Here is a 17,259-nt window from a genome sequence, read left to right as displayed (position 1 = left end):
GTGTTACAACAGGCTGTTTTGTTAGCTGCCCAATGTATTTAACCGTACAAGTGTGCGACGCAAGTGGGCTGCCCATGGTTGTTTTGCAGGGCCCATACACCGGATTTAGCGTAATACCATTTGCCTGTCGGCATCTAAACGTACCAGAATAAAAATTAATACTGTAAACGTTAATAAAGAAGAACCGCCGTAACTAATTAATGGCAGCGGTATACCAATAATGGGGAATAAGCCAATAGTCATGCACACATTTACTGTAATATGGAAAAACAATATGCTGGCGATGGAATAAGCATAAACGCGGCTAAAAGCACTGCGTTGCCGCTCTGCAATCATAATAATGCGCATCAGCAAAAACAGATAAATTAAAAGAAATAGAAAGCAACCCGTAAAACCAAATGCCTCGCCCAGGGAAGTAAAAATAAAATCGGTATGTTGTTCGGGTACATACTTGCCACGGGTTTGGGTACCTTTTAAAAAACCTTTACCCAATAAGCCCCCGGAGCCAATGGCAATTTTACTTTGACGTACATTATAATCATCGGGTTTTTTTGCCGGTTTGGCGCCGGCTTCCAGGTTTTGAGCGCTTTTGTTTTGGCTGCAATCGTAATCTTTGCCTACTGCACTATATATACGCTGGCTTTGGTAGCACTCAAACACATTATTAAAAATATAGGGCACCGCAAAACGCTGTATACCTACTGAAAGCGCCCAAATGGCTACAATAAATAACAAAATACGTTTACTGCGTTTTATTTGCCAACGCATAAAGTAGATAGTAATTGCAGCAATTACGGTAAGAATAATGGCCAGCAAATCAGGATCTACAATTAAGGTGGCCACTACCAGCGCACCAAAAGAAAAACCGGTTACCAGTAATTCGCCGGGTAAGCCCTCACGGTACATTACTATAAAAAAACTAAGATAGGCCAGGGCCAAACCGGTTTCGTGCTGTAATACCGAAAGTATGGCCGGCGATAATGCAATAGCTGCCGCAATAATTTGCGATTTGGTTTTGCTAAAATCGGTATCCAGGCGAGACAGGTATTTGGATAATGCGAGTGCCGTAAAAATTTTACATAATTCTGCCGGCTGCAGGTTAAAGCCACCGCCCATTGGTATCCAGCTCTTAGAGCCGTTAATATCTTTGCCCAGTACAAAAGTGGCCAGCATTAACAGTATACCAAACATGTAAAACAGGTTGGCAAATGCTGTATAGAGTTTACTATCACTTAGCAGTATAAATATGGCTACCACTACAGAAATACCAGTAAATAATAATTGTTTACTATAGTTGGTATTAAACGAAAAAAAGGAGGCGATGGTAAATTTATCGGGATTATATTCTACCATAAAAATGCACAAAATGCCAATAGCCACCAATAAGGCGTATAATATGATGATCGTGCTATCAACTCCCCTTGAAATAGAATTTTGCGAAGAATTACTAGTCATTACGTGTTACTTGATTTTTTTTAAAGGCTTTTCTTCCGGTTTCATAAATGGCGATTTCATTTTCATGCTGTCATAATCACCGCTATCATTGTCTTGTCTGTTTGGCTCTGCTTCGGGGTCGAAAGTGTGCTTTTTATTATCAGTAGTATTTTCGAAGGTGGGGGCTTTATCGGCATCCAGCTGTTTGGCCAGTTTAGCGAGTTTAATAGAATCTTTTACTATATACCAATGCTTTATAGCAGCGGGGATAAGATCGGCCTGAGAAATCCTGTCTACCTCTGGCATGCGTTTGGCAGAAATAGTATCATTCAGGTATTTTTCTATCATCAAAGAAGCAATAGGTGCCGCCCAGGTAGAACCAAAGCCTGCATTTTCTACTACCACTGCTATAGCAATTTTAGGGTTATCCTTTGGTGCAAAAGCAACAAAGAGCGAGTGGTTTTTGCCATGCGGGTTTTGAGCCGTACCGGTTTTGGCGCAAATATCAATACCATCTATTCTTGCTCCAACGGCAGTACCTGAAACAGTTACATCCAGCATAGCCAGTTGCACCGCATCAAAATCTTCGGTAGAAATATTGGTTACTTTATGTTTTACGCGGTATTTGCCCAGGTAAGTAGTATCCTCAATAGTTTCATTTTCTATACTGTCTACAAAATGGGGCACATAATAATACCCCTTATTGGCAATAAAACACATGGTATTGGCCAGTTGCAGTGGGGTGGCCAGCATCCTGTCCTGCCCAATGCCCAGGGTTAAAATATTACAGCTATTCCAGCGGCTGCCACCAAAGTCGCGGTTATATTTGGCAGTATCTGGTATATTACCTTTGTCTTCGCTGGGCAGGTCAATATTTAATTTTACACCTAGGCCAAAGGCATTCATATACTCCTTCCATTTTAAATAACCTTGCTGGGTATTGGCAAAAGCCGGGTTATCAATCGCCATCCTGAAAACATTTGAAAAATACGAATTACAGGAATGCGATAATGCCAGTCTTAATGATGCGGCATGGCCAGCATCATGGTGTTCGCATTTAACCGGGCGGCCACAGGAATTGTAAGAACCGCCACAGGGATAGCCATAAGCTGGGGTAATTAACCCCTCATCCAACGCTACTAATGCACCCAGTGGCTTAAATGTAGAGCCGGGTGGATATTGCCCTTTAATAGCGCGGTTTAACAATGGACGGGCAGTATCTAATACCAGGCGGCCATAATTTTTTCTGCGCTCAGAGCCGGTTAACTCGTTGGGGTTGTAGGTTGGACTGGTAGCCATGGCCAGGATACCACCTGTTTTGGGGTTAATGGCTACTGCACTACCAATTTTATTACCCAATAATTTTTCGGCCAGTTGCTGCAAATCAACATCCATGCTGGTATACAGGTTACGGCCGGCAACGGCGGCAGTATCAAAAGCACCATTTTCGTAAGAGCCCTGTATGCGGTTTTTGTTATCGCGGATGGAGCGCTTAACTCCGCGCTGGCCCATTAACACTTTCTCGTAGGTATTTTCTAAACCGGTAATGCCGGCATAATCCCCCATTTGATACCCATCTTCCTTATGCCTGCGTAAATAGGCGGTATCTACCTCGCCCACATAACCCAATACGTTACCGGCTGCATTATAAGGGTAACTTCTTACCGGCCGCTCCTGCAATACAAAGCCGGGAAAACGATACATATTTTCATTAAGCCGGGCATATACATCCTGAGACACCAGGGGGGCAAAAGCACTGGGTTTATAACTGGTATTTTTAATAATGGCCGTAACCATGCGCTTTTTATATTCGGCCGTATCAATACCCAAAATAGCGCACATGGTGGCAGTATCGCTGCCTTTGGTAGCGTTTGGGGTAACCATCAGGTCGTACATAATGGTGTTTTCTAAAATGGCCCTGCGCTTACGGTCAAAAATAATACCCCTGTCGGGGTAAACCACTTTTCTAAAAATGGCATTGTTTTCGGCCTGAATTTTATATTCTGATGAAAATAATTGTAAATGCAACAGCTGTCCTGTAATAACCAGAAAAATAGCTACAAAAATCAATTGAATCACCCTGCTTCTGCTCTGATTGTATACCGGCATATATGTATTATAGTAAAATAAAAATCGATGTAAAATATGTGCAAAGTTTATGATTGTTTAAAAACATATGTGCAATGTTTTCAAAATATTTCTTTAAAGATTTTTTGGGCCCCGCCAATCAAAAACTTCGCAGTGCAAGGTATTGTTTTTGTACCCGGCAAAACAGTAAAAATATAGCTGCCGTTGCGTCGCACTCTTGTACGGCAGAATGATATGGCAACAAACTATTTTTTTAGGAAGGGGCAAGCAACGTTCCCAAACTGCTGCCACAAGGGGTGAACGCTGCAGTGAGTGACACAACAGGCGATGCCATTACCACCTTAGCCGGCTACCAAACCCTATTTACAAATGAAGTTTAATTAACTGAAACAATGTTTTTGTTAATCCACAGCTTAATTTATGGCGGCCAGGTAATATGTTTATGTAAATTGCTGTATTCTATATGGTGAAATACCTACTGCCAATATCAATTTTACTATTCCTTACTATAGGCCATCACTGCATGGCCCAATCTTTTAACCCCGGAAATATTGATGGAGATAGCTGGGCCAAAGTGTTGGAGCAAAAAAAAGGTACTATATCTGTTTTATGGAATGAAATTGACCCCTTTATTTACCGCACCAACCGCGGGAAAACTATGGCAGGTGTAGAATATGAAATTATGGAATCTTTTGTGGCCTATATACGCAAAAGATACAATGTAACCCTGGCAGTAAACTGGGTAGATGCCAATAATTTTGAAAATATTTATCCCTTTATAGCCAAAACCAACAGGAAAGGCATTTTTGGCTGGTCGTATTTCTCAATCACTAATGAGCGTAAAAAAGAAGTACAGTTTACCCCCGCCTATATGCCCGATGTGAATATTATTGTAACCAATATTCAACAGCCCTTATATGCCAGTCCACAGGATTTTATTACCCATTTAGCCGGGCAGCAGGCGTTTACTACCATTTCTACAACCATGGAAAAGGATGTGCAGGATCTTAAAAATACATACTACTCCGCCTTACCCATACATTATGTGGGCAACGATTATGAAGTAATGCAACGTGTTTCAGAAACGCCACGAGCTTTTGGTTATGTGCCCTTATCTATTTATGTAAAGGCCCTGGAGAAAGGCTTTAAAGTAAAACGGCAGCTGGTGCTATCGGCCCGTAGGGAAGGGTTTGCCGGCATTTATCCCATAAACAGCGATTGGGCAGCGCCGGTGAATGAGTATTTTAATAGTAAAGAATTTGCTTTATATGCAGGGCGGGTTATAAAAAGCTACCTGGGCAGCGATATTAGCAGCCTTATTTTTAAAGCATCATTACCAGATAGTTTGCGTACAGCCCAAAGCGATAATGAATTGCTAAGTATTGAGAAAGATATTGTATCTAAAAACCTGATTGAAGCAGCACTGGATGCTGAACGACAAAATACCATTCAAAATGCAGTAATTGCCACTATTGTGGTGGCGATTATTTTTATTGTGGTTTTGTATGGCAGGTCGGCATCCAAACAACGTTCAGCGGTTTTATTGCAGCAGCGCAATAATATTATTCTGCAACAAAAAAGCGAAATTGAGTTAATGAATAAAAAACTGGAGATGAAAGTGCTGCTGGCGCAAATAAATCCCCATTTGGTATTTAATTCATTAAATGCCATACAGTATTTTGTAAGCCTGAACGATAAAAAAAATGCCACCCTGTATATCAGTAATTTTTCCAGATATTTAAGGCAGATACTGGCCAATCTAAACTCGCTTACTACCACGCTGGAAAAAGAGGTTAAACTGCTTAGCCAATACCTGGAGCTGGAACAACTAAGATTTGAAAATAAATTTGATTTTAGTATTCACCCGCTGCCAGCGGCGGCAGACAGGCTGATTGAAATACCTTCCATGCTGATTTATCCTTTTGTAGAAACTGCATTATACCAGCATGTGCTGATAAAAAAATCAGGAAGAGGGAATATTGCCATACATTTTGATAAATACACTCATGGAATTATAGTAACCATTACTGATAATGGAGAAGGCGGCAAAGCCACCGAAAGTTTTTTAGCGCAGCGCACCGGCGATGAATTTATTGCCAGTTTAAAAAATGTAATGGCACATATAGATTTGATTAATTATGAAAGTGAAGATAAAATAACCATTACCCAAAACGAGGGAGTTGATGGCTGCACTGTTATCATTAAAATTCCATTGGTGGCCCTGCAAAATGAAATGCCCATTTAAAAAGGCACTGCAAGATGTTGCCTTTAAAGTTCTATAGTACTTTGAATTGGACAGGTGATTGGTGTTGAATTTACAATAGGTATTACGTTATTTTATAGCTAATTGGTATGCAAAAGGCAAGGGAAAATAGTATTGGTACATTCTGGCAAAACATTTCGGCCATTGGCCTGGATAGAAATGTAAAGTCGGATATGCGAAAGAAGATTATTCTTTCCAACCGCTTTGCTGTGTATGGCTTTGTGTTCAATTTTATCAATAGTTTTATCTATATCAATATACCCACAGTATTTGTTATTTGCATAGTGGCCATTACCATTTATTCCAGTGCATTGCTTGCCAATTATTATCATTGGTATAATGCCTCCCGTCTTATAATTATAATAACAGCGCCCCTGCTTTGTCTTATTGTGCCGGGTTTAATATCGCAGGGCATTATTTTCAATACCAAATTTATTTTACTGGCCACCATTTTGGCACCCATATTATTATACCAGTTAACTGAATGGTATAAAATGCTTACTGGCGCTTTATGGATTGCTACCTGCTTTATTAGCTACGATTATATTACCCTGCGAATACCCCGCTTACCCGGGATAAAATTTGATAGCAATTACGATTCACCCTTCCTTGTTATTTTTAGTGGTATTGCAGCCATGGTATTTTTCTTTATGGCATTTGTTTATGTAATGAACCTGAATAATGCAAATGAAAAAAGCCTTGCCGAAAGTTTAGAAAGCAGCAAAGAACAAAACATAATAATTGAAGAAAAAAATGAGGAATTGTTGGCCCAATATAAAGCCATTGCCAACCAGCAGGAGAAAATTAAAGCCATGAACCAGGCTTTAAAGGCGCAGGCATTAAAGGCGCAGATGGACCCGCACTTTATGTTTAATGTATTAAACTCCATTCAACATTTTATACTGGAAAATAATGCCGAAGCTGCACTGGGTTATATGTCAAAATTTTCAAGGCTTACCCGGCAGGTGTTGGAAAACTCAGTAAACGAAACCGTATTAATTGCCGATGAGCTAAAAGCACTTACCTATTACATAGAACTGGAAAAACTGCGCTTTGACAATCATTTTAATTTTACCATAGAAGCAGATGAACAAATAGATATTCAAAACACAGAAATTCCTTCTATGCTGTTACAACCCTATGTAGAAAATGCTATTTTACATGGACTAAGGCATAAAGCCAGTGGTGGATTATTGCAAATAATTCTTTTATACCAGTATGGTTTTATACTTTGTATTATACAGGATAATGGGATAGGCCGGTTAGCTGCAGCAGCTTTAAAAGATAAACAGTCAAAAGCGCATATTTCCCGGGCAACCGATACCAATATAAGCCGTATAGCCTTGTTGCAAAGCGGCGCCCATATTGTTACCATCGATCTTTCAAATGAAGATGGCAGCCCTAAAGGCACCCGGGTAGAAATAAAAATTCCTATAAACGATTAAACACCACTTATGTATACAGCCATAATAGCAGAAGATGAAATGCACAGCCGCGAACTTTTAAAAAATATGGTGGCTATTTATTGCAAAGATATTACCGTTGTGGCCACTGCCGGATCAGTAGAAGAAGGGGTGCTTGCCATAAAAGAACATAAACCCGATCTTGTATTTCTGGATATTGAAATGCAAACCGGTACCGGCTTTGATTTACTGCAACAATTTAACAACCCGGCATTTGATGTAATTTTTACCACTGCCTACGATCATTACGCTGTAAAAGCCATTAAATTTAGTGCTGTAGATTATTTGTTAAAACCCATTGATGCCGAAGAACTAAAAGAAGCTACCGATAAATTTATACTCAAGCGCAAAAGCAATCTTGGCTCGCAGGCACTGCAATCGCTGCTGCAGAATTTACGCAAACCTGCACAGGTACCCCAAAGTATTACGCTCTCTACATCTGATGGATTGGAATTTATTGCCCTGCCCGATATTGTGCATATAGAAGCCAACGGTCCCTACAGTATTTTTAACCTAAAGCATGATAAAAAAATAATGGTAAGCAAAAACCTGAAAGAATATGAAGGACTGCTTTGCGATTTTCATTTTATGCGCATTCACAATTCGCATATTATAAATTTGAACGAAGTAAAAAAAATGCTAAAAACCGATGGCGGTTATGCAGTAATGAGCAATGGTGCCCAGTTAATTATTTCGCCTAAAAAGAAAGATGAATTTCTAAAACAAATGGCAGCCACCAACCTAAGCAGTTAGCATAACCAGGGCATAAAAATATAACAGTAAAACCAGTTTTATGAACCCGGCAAGGTGCAGAAAGCATCGTTCCTTGCGTCGCACACTTCAGCGGCGGTAATGCTGGCCGGGCAAAGCAGCGGGCATGCATCAAAACAGTACAATAACTGTATCAAAACCGTACACTTTTACAATAGCATTAATTATAACTAATTGCTTTTCAGTATACATATTGATTGGCATGTAATTGTAAAGTACTATAATACCCCATTTTGTATGGCTGTTTGTATTTTATCTGTTGCATAGCATTGGTACAGCACAAGAGTGCGACGCAAGAACAGATGCCAGCAGCCTTACAGCCGGGAACCAAAATAATTACTTACTAAAACAATGCTATGTTTAAAAACTATTTTACAGTAGCCCTGCGCAACCTGAAACGCAATACTACTTTCTCTGTTATAAATATAGCAGGCCTGGCTTTTGGGCTGGCAGTGTTTTTACTGATTATGGAATTTGTTGCCGGCGAATGGAGTGCCAACCGGTTTCAAAAAAATTACGATACTCTATACCGTCTGGCTACTACCGATAAAAACAATAATACCGGCTATTATATTGCTCCTGGTTTTGCACCTGCCATTACCACCAAAATACCCGGCGTACAAGCCGTGGTGCGTGTGGCCGATGGCATTGGCGATGGAGTTTTAACAGCCACAGGTGCAAATGGCAATAGCAGCACCCAAAAGAATTTTAGAGAGAATAATGTGTTGTATGTGGAGGGTAATTTTTTAGAAGTGTTTAGTTTTCCGCTGGCAGATGGCAGTACATCTTTGGCAACACCACAAACGATGGCCATCAGTGAAAATATGGCCATGAAGTTATTTGGTACTGTACAGGCAGCCGGCAGAACGGTTATTATGAGCAACCAGTTTGGTAATACCCCTTATACGGTAAAGGGGGTATTTAAAAACATGCCACAAACCTCAGATATTCAGGCGCAGGTTTTATTAAGTATTCATACACTGGAGAATGCCGCTAACCGCGATGATAATAACTGGGCCGACCCGTCCACCACCGAATCTGGTTTTACCAATATTTATGTGCAACTGGGCAGCAATGCCAATGCCGCTGCGGTTGCCGGCGGTATTACCAATACAATGCACCGCATAAATAGCAATACCGCAGAACAAAATGCTTATCTGCAACCTTTTAGCAACCTGCATCTGGGGCCGGATTTTAGTTATCCCTATCAAACCTATGGTAGTTTAAAACTAGTGGTGCTATTGCTTTCTGTAGCCGTTTTAATACTGATTATCGCCTGGGTAAACTATATTAATTTATCCACTGTACAATCATTTACACGGGCCAAAGAAACCGGCGTAAGAAAAGTTTTGGGCGCCAGCCGCTGGCAGCTAAGTTTTCAATATTTATCCGAAACGGCAATTATAACCATTGTGGCTGCATTAATGGCCATTGTGCTGGTACAGTTATTACAACCGGTATTTAATGGCTTTGCGGGTAAAGAGTTATCGCTGGCTATGTTAAATCAGGGTTGGTTTTGGCTGGCAGGTGTGGGCTTTATTATTGTTGGTGCCATATTAGCGGGTGGCTATGTATCTTTTGTGCTTAGTGGGTACAGTCCTATTACAGCAATAAGGGGTAAAATTGCCAATAGTGTAAAGGGCATTGTATTAAGAAAAGGCCTGGTGGTATTTCAGTTTAGCATTTCTATTATTTTTATTATTGCCACCCTTATTTTATACCAGCAACTGGAATACATGAAAACCAGCAACCTGGGTATAAACCTGCAGCATTTACTGGTAATAAAAGGGCCAACCGTATCCAGTGAGAATCAGGCGGCGCTTAATATGGCTTTTAAAGACAAGCTGGCGCAAACACCCTTTATTTCCAAATTTTCGGCCTCGAATAATGTACCGGGTGTGGGATATAATTTTTCTGCTGCAGGCATTACCAAACTAAACCCACAAAAAGGAGATGATAAGAAAAACTATTTCATGTTTATATCAGACGAGCATTTCTTTGATACTTATGCCATCAACTTTTCACAGGGCCATAGTTTTACAGCCAATGAAGCAGCAACCGGGTGGAGTAATGCCGGCAAAGTAATTATAAATGAAAAAGCGGCTGCCCAACTGGGTTTTGCCCACAATGAAAATATAGTTGGCAAAAAAATTCTATGGGGCAAAGAATATGAAATTGCAGGGGTGGTAAAAGATTATCATCATTTATCTATGCACCAACCCATTGAACCTGTTATTTACCTGCCTTCGGTATCGTTTGTATATTTTACTATTCAAACAGATGGGAGTAATATGCAGGCAAAAATAAGCTCGCTGGAAAGCATGTATAAGACATATTTCCCCGGTAACCCCTTTGAATATTTTTTTGCTGATGATACCTATAATGCACAGTTTAGTGCCGAGCAGCAATTAGGCAACCTGTGCATTGCTGCTGCTGTGTTGGCCATTTGCATTGCCTGTATGGGCTTATTGGGATTGGCAGCTTTTACCGCCAAACAGAGAATAAAAGAAATAGGTATACGCAAGGTACTGGGTGCAAGTGTTTTTAGCATTACCCAATTATTATCAAAAGATTTTTTACAACTGGTAGGTATTGCCGCGGTAATTGCTTTTCCTTTGGCCTGGTGGGCTATGTATACCTGGCTGCAGGATTTTGCTTACCGCATAAGTATTAGCTGGTGGGTATTTGCCATTGCAGGTGCCACCGCCCTTTGTATAGCGTTGTTAACTGTGAGTTTCCAGGCAATAAAAGCTGCTTTGGCAAACCCTGTTAATAGTTTAAGAAGTGAATAGCTGTAGCATATTTTTTCAACATTAGAAAAACAAAGTACATGATAACATTAAATCATTTGTCCAAATGGGTAACCGTGGGTGGCATAAGAACTTTTCTGCTAAAAGATATCAACCTTACCATTGGCGAGGGGGAATTTATATCCATTATGGGGCCTTCGGGTTCGGGTAAATCTACCTTGCTGAATATATTAGGTATGTTGGATGGTTTTGATGAGGGTGAATATCTTTTCTTAAATGAACAGGTGCATACACTAAAAGAAAAACACCGGTCGCAATTGTATAAGGATCATATTGGATTTGTTTTTCAGGCCTACCACCTTATTGATGAATTAACGGTGTATGAAAATATTGAAACGCCCTTACTGTACAAGAGCATAAAAACCAGTGAGCGCCAGGCCATGGTAGCTGATATGTTAGACAGGTTTCAGATGGTTGGCAAAAAGAACCTGTTTCCTTCGCAGCTTTCTGGCGGACAGCAACAGCTGGTGGGCATTGCCCGTGCTTTAATTACCAAGCCAAAATTAATTTTGGCCGATGAGCCAACCGGTAATTTAAACAGCAAGCAGGGCGAAGAAATTATGGAACTTTTTACCCAATTAAATAAAGAAGATGGCGTAAGTATTATACAGGTAACACACAATGAAAAAAATGCTGCCTATGGTAAACGTATTGTGCATTTGCTGGATGGCAGGATTGAGAAAATTGAAGGATGATGGGGAGGTGGGAATGGGCGGATGTGCGGATGTGAAGATGGGCGGATGTGAAGATGTGGGGAAGCGTTGATGTGCGGTTGAATTTTTTGTTGCCACTAGGTATGGTGCACAAGTGAGTGACACAACGGGAGCCGGGCATTGGTATTTAGCTGGCTTACCAAAGCCTCTGAAATAGATTATAAAACTGATTATTTACAATACAATTTTAGAACAGCAGAAATAAGGGCATTATGAAAAAATTTTTTGGCATTGCAGTACTGGTAGGTGGGTTGTTTATACAACAGGTTTATGCGCAGGATAGCGCCACCGGCAACCATTTATTAACCTTGCAGCAGTGTGTTGAAACAGCCATAAAAAACAATGCAGCCGTTAACCGCGCCGGCTTTCAGTCAGAAAGCAATGAAGTTAATTTACAGCAGGCAAAAGGCAACAGGTTGCCATTTGTAAATGGCGCCATTTATCATGGTATAAACCAGGGCCGTAGTATCGATCCGTTTAGTAATGGGTATATTAACCAGAATATCAGCTTTGCCAATTATGGCTTAAATGCCAGCATTAGCGTTTGGAATGGTGCCGCCATTCGCAATAGTATACAACAAAACCTGCTTACGTTTGAAGCCGGTAAAATGGATTGGCAGCAGGAGAAAGATAATATTACCATCAATGTTATACTGGCCTATTTAAGCGTATTAAATAACCAGGAATTGCTGAATGCCTCCATAAAACAGGTAGCAGTTACCCGCCAGCAGGCAGAACGTTTAGACCTGTTAAATAAAGATGGTGCCATTGCACCTGCTACTTATTACGATGTTAAGGGCCAGTTAGCCAGCGATGAAATAAATGTGGTAAATAACCGCAATACCCTGGCCTCTTCTAAACTGGATTTGGCGCAGCATATGAATATTGCCTATGATAAAAATATGGAGCTGCAGAAAATAAACGAATCGCTTACTCCCGTATTATACGATGCTACTGTTGACATGATTTACGAACAGGCATTACTGCAATTGGCATTTGTAAAAGCTGCCGATCTAAGAAAACAAAGTGCAGCTAGTGGCGTAAAAGCTGCAAAAGGATTATTAACGCCTACACTTAGCCTGAACGGCTCTTTAGGTACCAATTATTCCAGTGCCGCATCATTGCAAAAATTACTGAGTACTACCGAAGCACAAACAGATAGTTATGTGTTGAATGGGGCCAGTAAATTACCAGTTATTGCCCCGCAGGGAAATTATGAAACCCAGAAAATTACCTATGGCAATCAGTGGACCAATAACTTTAATTCTAGTATTAGTCTTTCTTTGCAAATACCTATACTTAACGGATTACAGGCTAAAAGCCGTTTAAAGCAGGCTAAGATTACCGAGAAGCAAACTACGTTTGAAGCCAATACCACCAAAATACAGCTAAGGCAAAATATAGAGCAGGCTTATTTAAATATGTCTGCGGCATTAGACAGGTATACACAATTGCAAATGCAGGTACAGGATTTTACAGAATCCTTCCGTTCGGCTGAGGTTCGTTTTAATGCAGGGGCTGCTACAGTTGTAGACTATATTATTGCCAAAAACAATATGGACCGCGCCACTATTAACTTAATTGCCGCTAAATACGATTATGTACTAAGAACCAAAGTACTTGATTTTTACCAGGGTAAATTAAGTTACTAATTTATTGCTTGGCTTTACAAACTACCATAAAAAAGCACCAGACTTTCTTGAAGTGTGGTGCTTTATTTTTTTACGATACATCCGTAAATTATTTACCGTTTGCTATTTCCAGTAACTCTTTATCCGGACTATTTTTTAACTCACAGGTAGTATCAAAAATCATGGTAGCGCCATTCTCTGGGGAATATGCCGGCCATTTGGGTAAGCCTTTAGCGTTAGGGTTACCGGTGGTAGCAAAATTAATCCATGCCTGGCTCATTTTAGCTGCCAGTGTATAAGCGTCTTTTCCGCCACCTGTCATTTGCTGGCATAGTTGAATATTATTAAACTGAAAAGGCAAATCAATACAATGCATGGCTTTATAAATGCCATCATTTACCGGAGATTGCCAGGTAAATAAGTACATATAAACAGGCGCAGTGCCGGTAGTAGCTTTTAAATTGGCTTGCCTGATGGAAGCTGGTCTGAAAGTAAGGTCTAGATCTGTGTAATCTGATGGTTTAACCGTATTAGGATATGCTTTTAATACCGCAGCCATAAAGGCATCGGCTTTATCGCCATATTTTTTTTGCAGGTTGGCTTTTGCCTGGTCCATATTAATATCCCTGGTACCGGGCATAAAAGGTGTAAACTCGTTTTTGGTAGATCCTACCAGTAAAGGAATATTCGCAGCCAAAGCTGTGGCGGCAGCATCTGTTGGGTGATAAGGCAATACCATACCATCCAAAATGGGGCCCCAGCCTAAACCAAAACCTGCCACAGGTTTACCCTGTGCCTTTAAGGCTTCCTGTACTTTTGCCAATGCTTTTTTACCGGCTGCATTTAAACGCTCGTAAGAAATTTTTTGCAGCGAATCTACCTGGTCGGGTTGCAGGTTAAGTTCCTGTAATAAAGCGGCACCTATCTGCTTTGATAAAGCTGGATCCATAAAATCGGTTATATAACTCCCGCTTTGAACAATGGCTTTATTAAACAGGCCTTTGGCCGATGGGGCATTCATTAAACAGGTTACTTTACCACCACCACCACTTTGTCCAAAAATGGTAACATTATCAGGGTCGCCGCCAAATTGGGCAATATTTTGTTTTACCCATTCCAGGGCTGCAATCAAATCCATCAGTCCGGCATTGGCAGATGATTTGTATTTATCGCCATAGGCCGAAAGGTCTAAAAAGCCCAGTATGTTTAACCGGTGGTTTACTGATACCACTACCACATCTCCTTTTTTGGTAAGACTTTCTCCATCGTAAGAAGGCAATTCAATGGAAGAGCCGGCAGTAAAGCCACCACCATGTAGCCAAACCATTACCGGGCGTTTTTTGGTGGCATTAATTTGTTGTGTCCAAACATTCAGGCTAAGGCAATTTTCGTTGGTATAACCCCAGTTATGGTTAAACGGAAACTCAAATTCATCATTGGTAGTAGTGGTAGGGTCGGTTGGGCAAACAGGTCCATAAGTCATAGAGCTGCGAATGCCCTGCCAGGGCGTGGGTTTTGCGGGCGCCATAAACCGCTGTGCCTGTGCATAGGGAATGCCCTTGTAGGTATAAATACCATCGTGAATATAGCCTTTTACCTTACCGCTTTCGGTTTGTACAATCGCTAATTCTTTACCGGCACTAATGCCACTGCCATTATTTTGTGCAACAGACAAAATGGGTAATGCAGCAAACGCCAGTAACACCATAAATGATGTAATTTTTTTCATATGTGTTCGTTGTTGTGTTAAGAAGCAGAAAGGTAAAACAAACTATGTTTAGTACAATACTTTGCGATGAAACTGAAAAAGAAAGCTACCAACTGCTAAACCTAAACCAAACTATTTCCAGTACCGGTAAGCTATTCGGTATTTTAAGTTGATAACAGATTTTTCTAACCCGCCAATAGTGCTTCTATGGGGCAGTACTTGCGTCGCACTCTTGTGCGGTTGGATACTTTATTGGGCTTTTATGAGAGCGTAGATAAAAGTAATTAACAGAGAATACCATCAAAACAAAAAATAGTTCTTAATACGTACTTTAAAATAAAGTATTAATTTACCTTACATAAACTTGTTTAATTAAAACATATTGATGCTATTAACAATACAAAATGTATAATACCAGTTGGTTGATTATCAATGGGTTTCTATTGTATAAAATATCGGTTAATAGTATAAATCCAAGAGTTAGCAGTAACCCAAACAAACACCACGATAAATTGAGCTAGTTTATAGTCAATCATAGTGCTTCAATAGATAGCTTTCTATTACTGTGTCAAAAATATTCTCTTCGACCACTACTTGTTTGAAAATATCTATCTGAATTTCTGCATCGAGTTTGGTTTCATTCATTGCCTGTGCATCGGCAATATAAAATTGCCACCCAATAAGATCAATTCTATCTTGATAATCATACAATAATTTCGCAAGTTCCAATGATGATGCTTTTAAAAGTGCAGCCCAACTGTCAAAGTTTGCGATTTTTGCAATGATATGCTGGGCATTCATAAGGCTGAAATTCTCTTCGTCGATATTAAAGTCCGAGACAATCATTTCTATATCAAAATACTTTGACTTGTATGCGTATAGATAATCTTTAATTACTGCGTCAAAAACTGGAGTTTTTGTCTTAAAATCTCTGTGTAGATTTTTTGCTTGGAGTTTGAAATAATCAATAGTGTTCATAACATAATCCTTTATTTCAAAGATTATTATCCTGGAGATTTGCGTTCGTATACTTTGGTCGGATAATAAGCTCTGAAGGTTATATTATCTTGTTATTGGTTGATAAAATCTTTGCACGAACGAGCAGGCATACCAAAAACACCTTTACAAATATAGAAGTTTTATTCAGAATGTCTGCTGCTAATTCTAATTTTTTTCACTTGTTTAAAATGAATGGGCTACTGCTGACATTGGGTTTGCTGCAAGGCTGGCTGGACATTGGAGCAATGGTCATTTTATCGCTATTGTGCTTCACCTGGGCTGGACAAACATCGCTGGGCTTTTGTTTGTAAACTTGTACTTTTATATCTTTAATCAGCAGCGGTTCCGGGCAGAACGAGCAATGTATTCCAGGCTTGCTGCAAGCCCTGCCCGTTATGCGGCATTTTATGAAGACCCGACACACTATATTAATTCTATTAGCTTTTTTATTTGCAAGCTGTAATCTCTCAGACAACAAAACTGGAGTAAAGAAGGACTTTTATAATTCTATTGCTGACTGGGACATAAAATACGTTCCAATTATTCCACCTTTTCGGGCATCAAGTACATACCCAGGACAATGGGTAATAAATGGTTCTCAGGAGATATTACATTTAGGTAAAAACAGAGGTGGTGACATACCAGTAAATTCTTTTGGTGTTTCAAAAAACTACATATATGGTAAGACTGAAAATGGACAATGGTTTCTTTTTAATATCAATTCTTTAGTTTACTCAGAGTACTCAACCGATACCGAACTTTATAAGATATTAAACCTTTTTAAGTTAGGCAAAAATCAAATTGAAAGCTGCGACAAATATTTTCAACAACTAAGTGATAACAAAAGATGTTATTGGTATCCAAAAGTTGGTGAAGAGTATCAAAAATTTGAAGATAAGCTACCTGATAAGGTGTATACAGTTTTGGTTGACGGAAAAGAAAAGGCGACAGACTTTAAAGTTAAAGAAACAATCCAAAAATCAGTAAGTAAGTTATACTATTTCACTGTTCGGTATGACAATGAAAGAAATGACCTGTTTTATGTTTCATTTGATTATTCACCGCCTCAACTAATTGACAAGAATAAAATTTACACAGCATATTGTGAAGACAATGTGTTTTTAGACATTTCAATTTATACACCTTTTCCCGTTGGACAAAGCAAAGGAATTGACGAAAAAGACAGAATAGTATTGTCAAAGCAAATTGAACTGAAATAAAAACGACCGCCTAACATTGGGTTTGCTGCAATGCTGGCAGACGAATAAATTCTCATCTTTTGTTTGCCTATCGGCTGCGGTTACGGACAGACCAAATACTATTTTGCTTTTTGGGTCATATCGTTTAATAATTACCTGCTATACTGAAACCTATTTCGT

At 39.7% G+C, this 17,259-nt stretch carries 11 protein-coding genes; 7 read left to right on the top strand and 4 right to left on the bottom strand.

The genetic code is table 11. The features are described from left to right. Positions 1-105: 105 nt before the first annotated feature. Both rodA and mrdA read right to left on the bottom strand, forming a co-directional pair. Positions 106-1,455 (bottom strand): rod shape-determining protein RodA, encoded by a 1,350-nt coding sequence (rodA, locus tag GD597_RS18310; protein ID WP_171609359.1) that lies wholly within the window; start codon positions 1,453-1,455, stop codon positions 106-108. 6 nt (positions 1,456-1,461) lie between these two features. Next, positions 1,462-3,543 (bottom strand): penicillin-binding protein 2, encoded by a 2,082-nt coding sequence (mrdA, locus tag GD597_RS18305; RefSeq protein WP_171609358.1) that lies wholly within the window; start codon positions 3,541-3,543, stop codon positions 1,462-1,464. Between the two features lie 442 nt (positions 3,544-3,985). Between mrdA and GD597_RS18300 the strand changes: the two genes are divergently transcribed. From GD597_RS18300 to GD597_RS18275, 6 genes are all read left to right on the top strand, one after another. Further along, positions 3,986-5,767, top strand: coding sequence for a histidine kinase (locus GD597_RS18300; RefSeq protein ID WP_171609357.1), 1,782 nt, complete (start codon positions 3,986-3,988; stop codon positions 5,765-5,767). A gap of 107 nt (positions 5,768-5,874) precedes the next feature. Beyond that, positions 5,875-7,230, top strand: coding sequence for a sensor histidine kinase (locus tag GD597_RS18295; protein WP_171609356.1), 1,356 nt, complete (start codon positions 5,875-5,877; stop codon positions 7,228-7,230). A 9-nt stretch (positions 7,231-7,239) separates the two neighbouring features. Then, positions 7,240-8,001, top strand: coding sequence for a LytR/AlgR family response regulator transcription factor (locus tag GD597_RS18290; RefSeq protein WP_171609355.1), 762 nt, complete (start codon positions 7,240-7,242; stop codon positions 7,999-8,001). A 374-nt stretch (positions 8,002-8,375) separates the two neighbouring features. Continuing rightward, entirely contained in the window at positions 8,376-10,811 is a 2,436-nt protein-coding gene (locus GD597_RS18285) for an ABC transporter permease (RefSeq protein WP_171609354.1), read from the top strand. A gap of 38 nt (positions 10,812-10,849) precedes the next feature. Next, entirely contained in the window at positions 10,850-11,524 is a 675-nt protein-coding gene (locus tag GD597_RS18280) for an ABC transporter ATP-binding protein (protein WP_171609353.1), read from the top strand. A gap of 230 nt (positions 11,525-11,754) precedes the next feature. Beyond that, complete coding sequence (locus tag GD597_RS18275; RefSeq protein ID WP_171609352.1) at positions 11,755-13,194, top strand: TolC family protein; 1,440 nt, start codon at positions 11,755-11,757, stop codon at positions 13,192-13,194. A gap of 88 nt (positions 13,195-13,282) precedes the next feature. Here GD597_RS18275 and GD597_RS18270 read toward each other — a convergent pair whose 3' ends face one another. Further along, positions 13,283-14,902 carry a carboxylesterase/lipase family protein gene (locus GD597_RS18270; protein ID WP_171609351.1) on the bottom strand — a complete coding sequence of 540 codons (1,620 nt, stop codon included), beginning with the start codon at positions 14,900-14,902 and terminating at the stop codon, positions 13,283-13,285. A gap of 507 nt (positions 14,903-15,409) precedes the next feature. Next, complete coding sequence (locus GD597_RS18265; RefSeq protein WP_171609350.1) at positions 15,410-15,859, bottom strand: hypothetical protein; 450 nt, start codon at positions 15,857-15,859, stop codon at positions 15,410-15,412. Between the two features lie 428 nt (positions 15,860-16,287). Between GD597_RS18265 and GD597_RS18260 the strand changes: the two genes are divergently transcribed. Further along, the gene (locus GD597_RS18260; protein WP_171609349.1) at positions 16,288-17,100 is read left to right on the top strand and encodes a hypothetical protein; all 813 of its coding nucleotides are present in this window, start codon (positions 16,288-16,290) and stop codon (positions 17,098-17,100) included. Positions 17,101-17,259 lie beyond the last annotated feature (159 nt).

Source organism: Limnovirga soli (assembly GCF_013106755.1).
Classification (GTDB): Bacteria; Bacteroidota; Bacteroidia; order Chitinophagales; family Chitinophagaceae; genus Limnovirga; species Limnovirga soli.
This window is presented reverse-complemented; position numbering and strand designations above follow the sequence as displayed.